The organism is Gilliamella sp. Choc4-2, assembly GCF_001690355.1.
GTDB lineage: Bacteria > Pseudomonadota > Gammaproteobacteria > Enterobacterales > Orbaceae > Gilliamella > Gilliamella apicola_A.
Window position 1 is genome coordinate 47,219 of sequence record NZ_LZHG01000041.1, and the last position, 15,442, is coordinate 62,660.

General features: G+C 36.3%; 11 protein-coding genes. 2 read left to right on the forward strand and 9 right to left on the reverse strand.

Going from position 1 to position 15,442, the window contains the following annotated elements:
- Positions 1-110: 110 nt before the first annotated feature.
- Positions 111-971, forward strand: a complete 861-nt coding sequence (gene tehB / locus A9G34_RS06220) for an SAM-dependent methyltransferase TehB (protein WP_034948054.1) — start codon at positions 111-113, stop codon at positions 969-971.
- 52 nt (positions 972-1,023) lie between these two features.
- Here the strand turns inward: tehB and fmt are convergent, their stop codons facing one another.
- Positions 1,024-1,968, reverse strand: coding sequence for a methionyl-tRNA formyltransferase (fmt, locus tag A9G34_RS06225; protein WP_034948136.1), 945 nt, complete (start codon positions 1,966-1,968; stop codon positions 1,024-1,026).
- Positions 1,969-2,538: 570 nt separating this feature from the next.
- A complete protein-coding gene (locus A9G34_RS06230; RefSeq protein ID WP_051825440.1) occupies positions 2,539-4,407 on the reverse strand; it encodes an SLC13 family permease in 1,869 nt (622 codons plus the stop codon).
- Positions 4,408-4,665: 258 nt separating this feature from the next.
- Here A9G34_RS06230 and A9G34_RS06235 point away from each other — a divergent pair, with 258 nt between their 5' ends.
- Positions 4,666-6,387 carry a thiamine pyrophosphate-dependent enzyme gene (locus A9G34_RS06235; RefSeq protein WP_034948057.1) on the forward strand — a complete coding sequence of 574 codons (1,722 nt, stop codon included), beginning with the start codon at positions 4,666-4,668 and terminating at the stop codon, positions 6,385-6,387.
- Positions 6,388-6,853: 466 nt separating this feature from the next.
- Here the strand turns inward: A9G34_RS06235 and A9G34_RS06240 are convergent, their stop codons facing one another.
- The 7 genes from A9G34_RS06240 to A9G34_RS06270 all read right to left on the reverse strand — a co-directional run.
- Positions 6,854-7,951 carry a DUF6708 domain-containing protein gene (locus tag A9G34_RS06240; protein WP_065569212.1) on the reverse strand — a complete coding sequence of 366 codons (1,098 nt, stop codon included), beginning with the start codon at positions 7,949-7,951 and terminating at the stop codon, positions 6,854-6,856.
- A 44-nt stretch (positions 7,952-7,995) separates the two neighbouring features.
- Entirely contained in the window at positions 7,996-9,093 is a 1,098-nt protein-coding gene (locus tag A9G34_RS06245; protein WP_065569213.1) for a DUF6708 domain-containing protein, read from the reverse strand.
- 44 nt (positions 9,094-9,137) lie between these two features.
- The gene (locus A9G34_RS06250) at positions 9,138-10,235 is read right to left on the reverse strand and encodes a DUF6708 domain-containing protein (RefSeq protein WP_065569214.1); all 1,098 of its coding nucleotides are present in this window, start codon (positions 10,233-10,235) and stop codon (positions 9,138-9,140) included.
- Positions 10,236-10,303: 68 nt separating this feature from the next.
- Positions 10,304-11,401 (reverse strand): DUF6708 domain-containing protein, encoded by a 1,098-nt coding sequence (locus A9G34_RS06255; protein ID WP_065569215.1) that lies wholly within the window; start codon positions 11,399-11,401, stop codon positions 10,304-10,306.
- Position 11,402: 1 nt separating this feature from the next.
- Complete coding sequence (locus A9G34_RS06260; protein WP_065569216.1) at positions 11,403-14,087, reverse strand: T6SS effector BTH_I2691 family protein; 2,685 nt, start codon at positions 14,085-14,087, stop codon at positions 11,403-11,405.
- A gap of 9 nt (positions 14,088-14,096) precedes the next feature.
- Complete coding sequence (locus A9G34_RS06265) at positions 14,097-14,930, reverse strand: DUF4123 domain-containing protein (protein ID WP_065569217.1); 834 nt, start codon at positions 14,928-14,930, stop codon at positions 14,097-14,099.
- On the reverse strand, positions 14,930-15,442 hold a 513-nt coding region (locus A9G34_RS06270), incomplete at its 5' end, for a DUF2345 domain-containing protein (RefSeq protein WP_141670362.1). The genes A9G34_RS06270 and A9G34_RS06265, both read right to left, overlap by 1 nt.

A 15,442-nucleotide genomic window follows, 5' to 3' on the forward strand; every position in this document is an offset into this window, starting at 1 on the left:
AAATTTATTTTTCTTGGTTTTGTATTAGTCTTATCAATAATATATTGTTTACATCATCAATAATTGACTATAATAGTCAACTATTAGTTTACTAAAATAGTGATAATAAATTGAAAAACTTAATTTGTTATAAAACATTACCTATTTGGGATACCAAATCATTACCTCAATCGTTTCGCGAAAAACATAATACTCAAGCTGGTACATGGGCAAAGCTTCAGATCATAAAAGGGAGTATGGATTTTAAAATACTAACAAATCAAGGAGAATTAAAGTCTCAACATCATTATGATGTTGTCCACCAGCCACCATTTATTCCACCTCAGCAATGGCATTTTATTGATAAAGTATCGGATGATTTACAATGCCAACTGTCATTTTATTGTTTGGCAGAAGACTATACCCATAAAAAATACCAAATGACTAAAACTCATTCTGATGTACTAGCTACAGCCAGAATAATTCCTGCTGGTAAGGTTTTAGATTTCGGCTGTGGTTCAGGGCGTAATTCACTTTATTTGCAGCTATTAGGATTTGATGTGGATGCAGTAGATAAATCTGAACCGAGCATTAAAAACTTACAACAAGTGATTAATGAAGAAAAGCTAGAACATATTAAAGCTACAGTTTACGACATCAACCAAGCTAATTGGCAAGGTTCATATGACCTTATTATTTCAACGGTAGTGATGATGTTCTTACAGCCTGAAAAAGTTCCTGCTGTGCTTAATAATATGCAGACAATCACAAAATCGGGTGGTTATAATCTGATTGTAAGTGCCATGTCTACGAAAGACTACCCATGTTCTGTTGGATTTCCATTTACATTTAAAGAAAATGAACTCCATAGCTACTATCAAGATTGGGAAATCATAAAATACAATGAAGATATCGGTGAATTACATAAAACAGATATAAATGGTAATCGAATTAAATTAAGATTTGCCACGTTATTGGCAAAAAAGCCATAGTATTACAAGAATAAATATCCTGTAATATTTAGGCTTTATTGTCTAATATGCGCTAAAGTTTTTCGCCAATATTAAACCAAGATTGGCGAGAGTTTAATAAATCTTGGGGTAACATTGGTTTTTTGCCTGCAGGTTGGAGTTTTGTCATATTTAATGCATCTTTACTTGTTGCTATGCAAATCCCATTTTTATCGGCTTGTAAAATAGTACCAGCTGGTTTATTGTGTGATATTTTTACCACTTCGGCTTGCCATACTTTTATTGATTCGTTATTAACTTCAAAATAACTTACTGGCCATGGATTAAAAGCACGAACACAACGTTCAAGTTGCTCGGCAGGTAAATTCCAATCAAGTTTGGCTTCTTGCTTAGAGAGCTTTTGAGCATAGGTGGCTTTTGCTTCATCTTGCTTTTCTGGTTGAATTTTTCCTTCACTGATTAACGTTAATGTATTGAGTAAGCCTTGTGATCCTAATTTTGCTAATTTGTCATACAATGAAGCGCTTGTATCATTTGGTTCAATTGGGCAAGCAAGTTTATATAGCATATCGCCTGTATCAAGCCCTGCATCCATTTGCATAATAGTAATTCCTGTTTCTTGATCCCCAGCCCAGCAAGCACGTTGAATTGGTGCTGCACCACGCCAACGAGGTAGTAATGAACCATGCACATTTAAACACCCTAGTTTTGGCATATCAAGCAGAGCTTGAGGCAAAATAAGCCCATAAGCAACAACAATCATAATATCAGCATTAAGTTTATCGATGGTTCTTTGAATTTCTTCGGATCTAAGTGTTGTCGGTTGATAAATCGGCAGATTATTTTCAATAGCTAATTGCTTAACGGGACTTGCGGTTAATTTATTACCGCGACCTGCAGGGCGATCGGGCTGAGTAAAAACAGCAATTACATTGTGGTGTGAATTTATCAATGCTTTTAAATGGGTAGCTGCAAAATCAGGTGTTCCTGCAAAGATAACCTTTAATGGTTTAGTCAGATGTGGCATAAAATTTTATCCATAATCAAAAGAATCATGGTTATTATAACTAAAATTCTATTAGGAATCTTTAAATCGTAAGCATTATAGTTTGTTATCAGTGCCTCTATAAAATATTGAACTGAAAATAGAGAAATTAAAAACGCAAATTACCTTTAATCATACATTCTTTGCAGACTTAGGGGATTTGTTGCTGCAATTTCATACCGTATTGGTAATGGATGCAAAATTAATTACTGCTCAAAATAGGTTATCTTTGTATTATCATACTATCATTGCTGATGAATGTATTATCGCTGATCTTACCAGATTCGATTTGTCGAATTACTCTTCGGCACAAAATTTAAGCTATTAAACTCACAAATGTTACTAAGCTGATTAACACGGCTTAGTAACAATAAGTGCCGTAATTGTTTGTATAAATTCACTGATAATTAATCTTTTCAATTTTTAGCAAGTATAAATTTTGCTATCTATTATTATTGATTAATAGACTGATTTTATAAATGTAATTATCTTATTAACACGTTTTATTATTAACAATAAAATAAACCTTTGCCTTAATACACCTTAAAATGGAAAAAATATTGGTACTAAAGCAATGTCTACAGCCATTACTAAAAATGTTAATGGCACACCAACTTTTACAAAGTCACTAAAACTATAACCACCAGGTGCAACCACCATGGTTTTTATTGGTGATGATACAGGTGTAATAAATGAGGCGGACGTAGCAATAGCTACTGTCATGGCAAAAGGATACGGTGAATAGCCAAATTTTACAGCTAAATCAATAGCGATTGGAGCAATTAAAATTGCGGTTGCTGTATTTGAAATAAATAACCCAACAGTTGAACATAATAAAAAAATAAATGTCAGCACCATATAAGGTCCAAAGGAATGTAAATGGATCTCTAACCAAGCAGATATTAATGAGATTCCCCCTGTTTTATTTAATGCCACCGCAAATGGCATCATACCAATAATTAAAATTAAAGTAGGCCAATGTATTGACTTATAAGCATTAGTCATATCAATACAGCGCGTTGCCCCCATTAATAAACAGGCGATTAGTGCTGCAACCACATTCGGTACAATACCTGTTACCATTAAAATAATCATAATAGCCAGATTAATTAACGCTGCAGGCGCTTGTGCACTTGCGGGTGCAACATCGTCGATATCCGAAGGATAGTCCAATACCACAAAATCACTGGTACGAGTTTGTAATTTTTGAATTGATCCCCAATCACCACACACTAATAAAGTATCGCTCATTTCTAAACGCTCTTGGAATAAGTTACTTGTCTCAACAGGCGCATGATTACGCCATATTCCAATGACAGTTAAGAAATACTTTCCTCTAAAATCAATTTCGTTGAGTGTTTTGCCGCAGAGTGTTGATTCGGGTAGTAGGGCGACTTCGGCCATGCCGACTTGTTTTACTTGTTCTGAAAAATACTCACCACGCAGTATTTTGGGCTCTAGGTTATTGATGGTTAAAAAAGTACGGTAATCAGCTTCCGAATGTGACATATCTAATAATAAAATATCATTCTCACGAAATTCAGTTGAACCATTAACTGGTATCAAAACCTTATGGAATTTACGCCAACGTTCAATACCTATTACATTTACACCATGTTCACTGCGTAAATGCAAACTATCGATTGTACGTCCTACAAAAGGTGAACCAGCTAATATTTGTGCTCGATGTGCACGACCAATTAATTTATAATCTCGAATTAAATCGGTGATTTTTCGTCTTTGTGGTTGGGTATTTGTTGGCATAACTTGATCTGCAGTAAGCAGCCAATTACGTGTAAATATACAATAAAAAACGCCTACAACTAAAACACCTAAGCCAATTGGTGTAATAGAGAAAAAACCAAATTCTGTTAAATTCGCACGACTAAGTTCACTATTAACAACTAGATTTGGTGCAGTGGCAACTAAAGTCATCATACCGCTGATTAATGCAGCGATACAAAGTGGCATCATTAATTTTTTTACATGAATACCGGTATGATTAGAAATACTAATAGCGACAGGAATAAAAATTGCAACAACGCCAGTCGAACTCATTATTGATCCAAGCAAAGCAACGCCTAACATAATACAAATAACAATTCGAATATCATTTTTGCCGGCTACTTTTAATATATATTCACTCATTTTATATGAAACACCCGTTCTAACTAGGCTTTCACCAATAACAAATAACAAAGCAATTAAAATGATATTAGGATCGCTAAATCCTGATAATGCTTCGGCAGGTGTTAACACGCCAGTTATGATGATAACAGTAATTGTAAGTAATGAAATAATATCCATTCTTAATTTACTGAATGAAAACATAAAAATGGCTATTAATAACAATAAGCAAACAGTAATTAAGCGATAATATTCAATAAAATAATTGGGTAAAAGTGCAGTCATTGATATCAATAAATCATGCCAATATGACAAATTTTTCACAAAAGCAGCTCTATGAGATTGTTTGGATTTTGTTCATAATAGCTTGGTTTATTAGAATAGGGAATAGTCTTCATAAAAGTTTATTTTGGGAAAACCCTTACTATACTTATATTTTTAACATTTCCTGCTGTTTTTTTATAATCTATTCGCTTTATTAAAAGTTAAGTGTAATTTAACCAATATAAATATTCGATAAATTAATTATAGTCAGGAGGCAATATGTTATCAAAAAAATCTGTTGCACAAATTATAGTTGATGTTTTGACTGAAGCAGGTGTTAAACATTGTTATGGTATAGTCGGCGATACATTAAATCATATTACTTCAGCAATTAAAAAAAGTGATATTCAATGGATTCATGTTCGTCATGAAGAAGTCGGGGCTTTTGCAGCAGGAGCAGAGGCGTATTTGACTAATCAAATAACGGCATGTGCTGGTTCTTGCGGACCAGGTAGTTTACATTTTATTAATGGTATCTATGAAGCACAGCGTAATAAATCTCCGGTTATTTTGTTAGCAAGCCAACTTGTGACCTCGCAACAAGGGACAGATTTTCCACAAGAAGTGGATTTTGAATCGATCTATAAAAATTGTTCGGTATTTTGCCGCCAAATTAATGACCCAACTCAGGCAAGGCAAATTACCACTGCCGCAATTCAAGCAGCGATTAATCAACGTGGTGTAGCGGTGTTAGTGATTCCTTATAATATTAGTTTAGAAAAGGTTGAGGATAACAGCGGTTATAGAATTTATCATCCTAAACCAATTATACGTCCATCAGATCAAGAGTTAATGGAAATTGCCGATATCTTAAATAAAAACACAAAAATAGCTATTTTTGCCGGACAAGGCGTGCATGATGCCCATAATGAACTTATAGCGCTTGCCGAAAAATTAAAATCGCCTATTGTGCATACCTCTCGTGGGAAAGATTTTGTGGAATATGACAACCCTTATAATGTCGGTATGACAGGGATATTTGGCGTAGAATCTGGCAATATGGCGATAAAAAAGTGTGATGTACTTTTAATGTTAGGTGTCGATTTTGCATGGTCACAATTTTATCCCAATAACGCTACAATTATCCAAATTGATATTGACGCAACGCACCTTGGACGACGCCATCCAGTTAATATTGGTGTTGTCGGTAGTAGCAAGTCGACTTTAGCTGCATTATTTCCATTAATTAAGGAAAAAAATGATACAAAATTTTTAGAAACATGCCTGTCATTATATGACAATGCCATGAATAAATTGAATAGAAAAGCGATGCCTTCAAAGTCTACTATTCATCCCCAATATTTAACTGAACTTGTAGATAAATACGCAACGAATGATGCAGTCCTTTGTGCCGATGTCGGATCTGCTATGGTTTGGGCTTGTCGCCATTTCAAAACCAACGGAAAAAGGCGAACAGTCATTAGTTTAAAACACGGAACCATGGCAAATGCGATGCCACAGGCCTTAGGCGTACAAAAGGCTTTTCCTGAACGACAAGTGATTACTTTATCAGGTGATGGTGGTATTAGCATGTTGTTAGGGGATTTATTAACCACAATTCAAGAAAAATTACCAATAAAAATCATTGTGCTAAATAATGGTTCACTTAATTTTGTTGAATTAGAACAAAAAGTCGAAGGGATTGTAGATCATTATACTCATTTACAAAATCCTAACTTTGCTAAAGTAGCAGAATCGATGGGCTTATTTGCAATTAGTGTTGATGATTCAGACTTGCTTGAAGCTGCTATGCAATCATTTCTAGCTCACCCTGGTCCTGCATTATTGGATGTAAAAACCAGTGCTAATGAACTTGTTATGCCACCTGAAATTCAAAGATCACAAGTTATGGGCATGGCACTTTATAGTGTTAAAGCTTCATTAACAGGCAAAATGGGGGACGTTGTTAATTTATTAATTGATAATTTTGTTAAAAAATAACCCTACATATATTCTGCTGTAGTAAACGGCAGAATATTGGATTTTGAATTAATCGTCACTTTAATAATTAAGCGTATTGTATATATACAGATAAACTCTAAACAGCATTAGTTAGAGTCATTTTAAAATAGCAACGATTTGATGCAGCAAGCTTTAAATTTTTCAGTGCAGTTAGGATTTGGGATATTTTTATCTTTTGCGAAATACAATTAATTTTGTGGTAACGTTTGAGCAAAGGGTATTGATGACCCCTTTTTACAATCCCTACGCAGGTGCCAGAAACAAAGTGGCGGAGTGGTGACAGACTCTTCCGCTTTTGTTCTGTTTTTAGGCATTGTTCGTGTTTGAAAGGCTAGCTTCTTTCGTTGTCAGCGCTTTGTATGGCACTTAATTAAGATACCGCCCATAACTGTGCCAGAATAAAACATACTATTAAAATACCGAATGTTAAAACCACATTTAATTTTTATGAATTTCCATAATCAACGAACTTTCCTGTTTTTTCGTCACGCACGCTCCATTCCAAACGGCTATCTAATAGGGCTTGTTGTACTTTAGGGGGGTAGTCCGCTAAAGTGGTTTCTTTCGGGATCGGTTTGCCCACTTTACCTGCTTGGCGTATAACTTTCGACCATCGAGGTTGCCAGCATAGGCATTCCGAAATAAAGTACCCCACCGTGTAAAACGGTAATAAAACTAAAAATACAGGAATAAGCAGTAAATACACCCATGCCGTTGGGGCATTTTTTAAGGCATGAATCATGGGTTTGATATGCCCTTCAAAGCCATGAAAGGGCATGGGTAAATGGGTGCTTAGGCGTGGTTTTGGCAAGTTTTCGGGTCCGTGCTCCATATACCGGCGGATAAATTCCCATTCGTCTTTATAATCTTGGGCATTATAAGTATTTTTGCCAATGCCGACGGATTGAGCAACCGGAAAGCCGGTTTTATAAGGATGAAAGGTTATTAGATTGACCATATTAGTGCCCCCCATGTCTGACCCGGTTTCGCCAAAGTTAGCGGGCATAATATGTTCCCATTTAAATACCACCGTGCCACCGCAATATTTAGGGCGTTGAATATATACTTGCTTTGTAATTCGATTAAACCGTACCCGAATATGACGGATGGTAAATAGTTCAAATCGGTAAATATAACGGAAATAGCGGATACATAAATAAGTTGAAATTAAAAAAATAATTGAAAAAAATATAATAGCTATGACATATCCTGTCACTTTGTCGGTTTCATTATTATATAACACTATAAAGCTGTAAATAGAATTATAACTTGAACTCAAAGGAATCAAAAATATAAGCAAACTAATCCAAGTCAAAATCCCCCGAAAATTTTCAAACATGCCGCCACGGATCTCTAAATAGCGATCGTTATAGGCGTAGTAAGGTCCTATTGGTCTGGGGTTATTACTGACGGATTCTTGAGTGTAGTTTTTTTGGACTTCTTTTAGCGTCATATCGCCACTGGTATAGCCCATTTTTAATTTTTTGCGGGTTTCGGCTTTTATGGCGCTACCAAACCACAATAAAAATTCACCAACGTACATCGATTTTATATCCTGTTGTTATTGTTTTAAAACGTGTTTTTATATTATGAATTTCCATAATCAACTAACTTTCCTGTTTTTTCGTCACGCACACACCATTCCAAACGGCTATCTAATAGGGCTTGTTGTACTTTAGGGGGGTAGTCCGCTAAAGTGGTTTCTTTTGGGGTGGGTTTGCCCATTTGACCTGCTTGGCGTATTACTTTCGACCATCGAGGTTGCCAGCATAGGCATTCCGAAATAAAGTACCCCACCGTGTAAAACGGTAATAAAATTAAAAATACAGGAATAAGCAGTAAATACACCCATGCGGTTGGTGCATTTTTAGCTGCATGAATCATGGGCTTTATATGCCCCTCAAAGCCATGAAAAGGCATGGGTAAATGGGTGCTTAGGCGTGGTTTTGGCAAGTTTTCGGGGCCGTGCTCCATATACCGGCGAATAAATTCCCATTCGTCTTTATAGTCTTGAGGGTTATAGGTGTTTTTGCCAATGCCGACCGATTGAGCAACCGGAAAGCCAGTTTTATAAGGGTGAAAAGTAAACAAGTTAACGACATTAGTCCCCCCCATGTCTGAGCCGGTTTCGCCAAAGTTGGACGGCATAATATGTTCCCATTTAAATACCACCGTGCCACCGCAATATTTAGGGCGCTGAATATATACTTGCCTTGTGACTCGATTAAATCGTACCCGAATATGACGAACAGTGAAAAGTTCAAACCGGTAAATATAGCGGAAATAACGGATACATAAATAGGTAAGTATTAAAAAGATAGTTGAAAAAAAGATTATTGCGAATATTCCTGAACCAATATTATCACTTTTATGATTATATAAGTCTAAAGCTATTCCAAATCCTAAATCCCAACTAGAATAAATAACCCAAAAAATAAGTAAACTAATCCAAGTCAAAATCCCCCGAAAATTTTCAAACATGCCGCCACGGATCTCTAAATAGCGATCGTTATAGGCGTAGTAAGGTCCTATTGGTCTGGGGTTATTACTGACGGATTCTTGAGTGTAGTTTTTTTGGACTTCTTTTAGCGTCATATCGCCACTGGTATAGCCCATTTTTAATTTTTTGCGAGTTTCGGCTTTTATAGCACTACCAAACCATAATAAAAATTCACCAACGTACATTGATTTTAAATCCTGTTGTTATTATTTTAAAAAGTGTTTTTATGTTATGAATTTCCATAATCAACGAACTTTCCTGTTTTTTCGTCACGCACACACCATTGCAAACGGCTATCTAATAGAGCTTGCTGTATGTTTGGGGGATAGTCAGCTAAGGTGGTTTCTTTCGGGATCGGTTTGCCCATTTGACCTGCTTGGCGTATTATTTTCGACCATCGAGGTTGCCAGCATAGGCATTCCGAAATAAAGTACCCCACCGTGTAAAACGGTAATAAAATTAAAAATACAGGAACAAGCAGTAAATATACCCATGCGGTTGGGGCATTTTTTAAGGCATGAATCATGGGTTTGATATGCCCTTCAAAGCCATGAAAGGGCATGGGTAAATGGGTGCTTAGGCGTGGTTTTGGCAAGTTTTCGGGTCCGTGCTCCATATACCGGCGAATAAATTCCCATTCGTCTTTATAGTCTTGAGGGTTATAGGTGTTTTTGCCAATGCCGACCGATTGAGCAACCGGAAAGCCAGTTTTATAAGGGTGAAAAGTAAACAAGTTAACGACATTAGTCCCCCCCATATCCGAGCCAGTCTCGCCAAAGTTGGCGGGCATAATATGTTCCCACTTAAATACCACCGTGCCACCACAATATTTAGGGCGTTGAATATACACTTGCCTTGTGACTCGATTAAACCGTACTCGAATATGGCGGATGGTAAATAGTTCAAATCGGTAAATATAGCGGAAATAGCGGATACATAAATAGGTTAATAAAATAACTATAATTGAGTGAAATGTAATTGAAAATATACCTGAAATTATATTATCACGTTCGTGATTATATAATTTCAGTAGAGTGTTTAATCCCAAGTATCCACTAAAACAAGGAATCAAAAAAATAAGTAATGATATCCAAGAGAGAATCCCCCGAAAATTTTCAAACATGCCGCCACGGATCTCTAAATAGCGATCGTTATAGGCGTAGTAAGGTCCTATTGGTCTGGGGTTATTACTGACGGATTCTTGAGTGTAGTTTTTTTGGACTTCTTTTAGCGTCATATCGCCACTGGTATAGCCCATTTTTAATTTTTTGCGGGTTTCGGCTTTTATAGCACTACCAAACCACAATAAAAATTCACCAACGTACATCGATTTTATATCCTGTTGTTATTGTTTTAAATATTATTTTAAATATTGTTTTAAAACGTGTTTTTATATTATGAATTTCCATAATCAACTAACTTTCCTGTTTTTTCGTCACGCACACACCATTGCAAACGGCTATCTAATAGGGCTTGTTGTACTTTAGGGGGGTAGTCCGCTAAAGTGGTTTCTTTCGGGATCGGTTTGCCCATTTGACCTGCTTGGCGTATAACTTTTGGCCATCGCGGTTGCCAGCATAGGCATTCCGAAATAAAGTAACCCACGGTATAAAAAGGGAGTAAGATTAAAAATACGGGGATAAGCAGTAAATACACCCATGCAGTTGGTGCATTTTTAGCAGCATGGATCATGGGCTTTACATGTCCTTCAAAACCATGAAAGGGCATGGGTAAATGGGTGCTTAGGCGTGGTTTTGGCAAGTTTTCGGGTCCGTGCTCCATATACCGGCGGATAAATTCCCATTCGTCTTTATAATCTTGGGCATGATAAGTATTTTTGCCAATGCCGACGGATTGAGCAACCGGAAAGCCGGTTTTATAAGGATGAAAGGTTATTAGATTGACCATATTAGTGCCCCCCATGTCTGACCCGGTTTCGCCAAAGTTAGCGGGCATAATATGTTCCCATTTAAATACCACCGTGCCACCGCAATATTTAGGGCGTTGAATATATACTTGCTTTGTAATTCGATTAAACCGTACCCGAATATGACGGATGGTAAACAGCTCAAAACGATAAATATAGCGGAAATAGCGAATCAATAAGTAGGATAAAATTACAGTAATAATTATGTATATTGTTATAAAAAATATCCCAGATATAATACCGTCATCTTCATAATTATATATATTTAAAGCTATTTCAAATCCTAAATTCCAGCTAACATAAGGAATCAAAAATATAAGTAAACTAATCCAAGTCAAAATCCCCCGAAAATTTTCAAACATGCCGCCACGGATCTCTAAATAGCGATCGTTATAGGCGTAGTAAGGTCCTATTGGTCTGGGGTTATTACTGACGGATTCTTGAGTGTAGTTTTTTTGGACTTCTTTTAGCGTCATATCGCCACTGGTATAGCCCATTTTTAATTTTTTGCGGGTTTCGGCTTTTATGGCGCTACCAAACCACAATAAAAATTCACCAACGTACATATTAAAAGGTCTCCTGTAGTGCTTGATGCCAATCGATTAATTCTTCGCCTAAGTTAGCAAATTTTTTACGTTCAAGTTTATTACTAAAACAGCAGCGGTCAAACCATTTTTGCATGGCGTTATCATCAATAATAATTAAACAAACACCAACTATAACAACAATTACTGAGGCGTAAAAAATAATCCTAGCCAGCCAAGCTGCAGCTTGAGCGCCAATAGCAAATCGACCAATGGTTAAACCCACTTCGGCTAAACTTACCCAAATGGTGCGCTCTATACTTGTTGTGATAATATTCTCTAGCCATGGCACTAATGTGCCTAAAACAACCACAAATTGGGAAATGCTTAGCGCTATGGTTGCAAGACCTCTAGCAAAATAAGCAAAAGCTATAACTTTATTTTTTTCTTTATTAGCTTTATTAGCATCTGTAAAATCCAATACCCCCGATATCCCCCCTGCAATCAACGATAAACTTGCTGACCATAAAAAGTATCGTCCAAATGCAGTATAGGTGACCGCGGCGGTTCTTGAGTTTGGGTTGTTTTCGATACAGCTTTGTATTGCGCTGGTTAATATTTGCACTCCTGCGGCGGTGCTTGTCATCAATGATGCGGTTAATTCGGCAACTTCACGTGGGTTGTTTTGACCATTGATTAATTTTTTAGCGGATTCGTAGCCAGTAAATGCAAATACCATCATGGCGATTTTGGTATTAACTAAATCGGTATTGGTAAAATTGTTACGAGCAACACGTGTTATTTGCGGAGCACCCCGTCTGGGTGTGGCTCTAAATGTATGTCCATTAATACTATAGCCTGATTCATACATTTCAAGCGCTTTTGTTCTAATGCCTGCAAAAATTAGATTGCCTAAACGGTTTTGAATCGTTTGGTTAAATCTTTGGGTGGTTACCCTTAAAAAACTTCTAACTAAATCGGCAAAGGTCACCGATAACAGTGCAATTGGAAAGCCGCGCGCTGCCATACTTTCTATCACTGGACCGGTTTGATTAACATGATCTGTCAGTGTGTTTAGTAAGCTAATGGCTTTATCTACATCAGGTATTTGTCTGTTATCATCACTCGATTCGTTGATTGCGATTTTTTGTTGAATATCGAGATATTCGTTAATTTTGTCAATTAAATTTTTGTTGTTAAAAAGATAGGTGCGCATACATAAATTGGCTTGGGTTATTTGAGGTTCAAGCCACCATTTATCCATAATTTGCCTAACTTTTTCTGAACTGTTTACTCCACATAGGCAAATGCTCATTTGTAATTGAAACATAATGCCATCTATGGTTTGTGTCTGGTCATATAAATCTAATGCAGCAATTAGCTGGCTCGATTTTAACCATTTTATGTAATCATCGGTTCGCTTTTCTGCCAGTTCTTCTACATCTTGACTGAGCTCATTAAATTCTTTTTCAAATTTGTCCAATTTTTCTTGTGATAGCCGATCCCAATAAAATTTTTTAAACTCTTCTTTAGATAGTTTTTCAGTTTGTTGCTCTATTAATCCTTCTTCGACTTTTTGAAAAAGTTCTCTTCTTTTGCTTTTTGCCATATCGCGAATAGAAGGAATCATGATTTTATCATCGCCCCAGTTTGAATACTTTTCCCAGTGTTTAACTTGCTTGATTAACTGCTTGATTCGGTGTTGATGAAAGGATTCTTTAAACCCTAATAGTTGCCTTAAAATGATTAAACGGTGTTCGTTGGATATGCCTTCTGCATCTTCGTATTCCATCCATGGTTTCATTACTTTTTCAAGGGCTTGATGACGGCGTTTATTTAAACTTTGAGTTATGCCGATAGCATCATGCACTACAATAGCTGCACCTTGGCGCTCTTTTAATTTTTTATAGAGCGATAAATAACGAAAATAGTATTGCATGATGTCTTTATCATAAAAAAAGGTGCGTTGCGTGTAAATATAGTGTATTACCTGTAATTGTTGGTGTGCATAGTCTCGTTCGCCTGTTCTAAAATCATAGGGACTTTTGCTATGTAAAAACGATTCTTGTTCGGCTATTTTCATCGCCGCTGATAACTCTAAAATATTGGATAGTAGGTCGTCGTCTTTTATGGATTTTTGACCACTTCGGATTTGTTCTGGCGTTATACCATTTAGTTCAAATTCAGGCGTGGTTTGGTAAAATTCTAACCGCTTATTGGTTATTTTGTTAGGACTGAATAAAAAATGAATTTTAAAGATTTCTTTACTATTTTTGAAGCTGATGTAAGAAGCATCAGCCCCGTCTGTGGCAATGTTACAGTTATAGGTTGGTGGCGTATTTGGTACTTTGTTTATATCGTTATATTCTACTAAGCAACCCGTCGGGCTTGAGGTAAAAGCACGCCATTTTTTTTCGCCGTTATTTCGATCTTCAAGAACATATAAATAGCCTTGCCTTAACATTTGTACGCAATATTTTGAGTGTTCCAATGGCAAATTCGATACCATTTGTTGAGCAAAATCAGGTAAAGGCGGCAGTTCAACGTCTGCTTTAAGATTATGTTTAAGTGTTTTGTTTTTACCCATAAAGCCAGAAATTGATAAGCGAGTTGGCAGTACAATTAAGTCGCCTTCCTTTTCTTGACATTTGGGGCATCGTTTGCCTGAATCGTTTTGCTTGATTTTTGCTGCTAATATTAAACTAACTAAGCTTTCCAGATTTGTCATGTTTTATTCCTAATCTAAATTCTTTAAATATTGTTCAAGTTGATTGATGTTTTGGTTTGTCATTAATTCAAATAATAAATCATCATTAATTTGTCTGAAAAATTGCTCAGGTTGTGCCATTGCATAATGAATAATCACGTCCATTTTTTGTTGGTTAGGTCGATAAAATGTTACTTTATATGTCCAATCTAATAGTTTTTTTAATGTACGTTGCTCTGTGTTGGATAAAGGTTTTTGTTGTTGTTTGACTAGCTGATATTCATAAGCGTTGTAAACTTGTGCTATTTTGATTTTTTGCCATTGTTTGGGTGATAGCTTATATTTGATATCCGATAAGATTAATTTAGGTTTATGATGCAATTGGGTGTAGCTATCTTGCCAGTAATTCCAATATTCAATACAACCTAATAGGTTATTTAATTGCTCTTGATCCAATATTTCAATTAAATGTTTTAAAACCTGTGGATCATAAAACCGTAAAAGATAGTTGTTTCCATTGTATGACATCAACATCGCATTACTAAGGTGATTTTGTATATATTTAATCGAATAAGGTGAAGCAATAAGCGCTATCGCTGCCGATTTTTTATTTTTTATTTCGATAATAAGCTGTTTGATATAGGTTGCTTGTTTAGGTATGGCACAGAGCTGCAAGCATTCATGATCTTGTGATACGGTATCTTGCCTATCACGAATCGGTACGATTGTTTCAAATTCGAAATAATTATCGAAGAAAAAATTATCGTTGATTTGGGGATCAACTAATAAATACATTTTACCCAGTTGCTGAATTTGCTTAGCAATAACGTGATTTATTTCTTCGTCTAATATGGTTTTAATCATTACTTTCTTTCCACAATGATGGCATGTTTTTCAGCACTGTCTTGTTGTACCCCCTTACAAATGGACGGTAATTCGTTTTGAATATTTTTTTGTGCTGTTCCCATTTTCTGCATGACATTACACTTAAGATAGATATTATCCTGCGTGCCCAGTTCAATGCCTTCACTGCTGATTTTTATATATGAACCGCCACACATTAACGTAAGCTGTTCGCTTGCGGTGACAGTGAGCTCACCATCGACACTGTCAATTTTTATATCCTGCTTGGCGGCCATGTTGAGGTTGGCGTTTTGGGCTTGCACTTCAATATCGCCTTGGTTGGCAAAGAGTTTCATGCCTGATTTGTGGGCAAATAAGCCCATCGCTTCGCCCGATGAGAGGGTAAGATTTTTTAAGGCGGCAATGTCAGTTTGGTTTTCACTGGTTAAAGTAACGCTGTTGCCGGTGGAGAGTTGAATGTTTTGTGGACTGGTTAAGGCAATGCCTTCTTGGGCATAGGCAAGTATGCCGCT

What these genes read in the sequence shown, in the direction of transcription:
- A9G34_RS06230 (WP_051825440.1), bottom strand. Translation starts at nt 4,407, where the DNA reads ATGACTGCACTTTTACCCAATTATTTTATTGAATATTATCGCTTAATT.
- A9G34_RS06235 (WP_034948057.1), top strand. Translation starts at nt 4,666, where the DNA reads ATGTTATCAAAAAAATCTGTTGCACAAATTATAGTTGATGTTTTGACT.
- A9G34_RS06240 (WP_065569212.1), bottom strand. Translation starts at nt 7,951, where the DNA reads ATGTACGTTGGTGAATTTTTATTGTGGTTTGGTAGCGCCATAAAAGCC.
- A9G34_RS06245 (WP_065569213.1), bottom strand. Translation starts at nt 9,093, where the DNA reads ATGTACGTTGGTGAATTTTTATTATGGTTTGGTAGTGCTATAAAAGCC.
- A9G34_RS06250 (WP_065569214.1), bottom strand. Translation starts at nt 10,235, where the DNA reads ATGTACGTTGGTGAATTTTTATTGTGGTTTGGTAGTGCTATAAAAGCC.
- A9G34_RS06255 (WP_065569215.1), bottom strand. Translation starts at nt 11,401, where the DNA reads ATGTACGTTGGTGAATTTTTATTGTGGTTTGGTAGCGCCATAAAAGCC.
- A9G34_RS06260 (WP_065569216.1), bottom strand. Translation starts at nt 14,087, where the DNA reads ATGACAAATCTGGAAAGCTTAGTTAGTTTAATATTAGCAGCAAAAATC.
- A9G34_RS06265 (WP_065569217.1), bottom strand. Translation starts at nt 14,930, where the DNA reads ATGATTAAAACCATATTAGACGAAGAAATAAATCACGTTATTGCTAAG.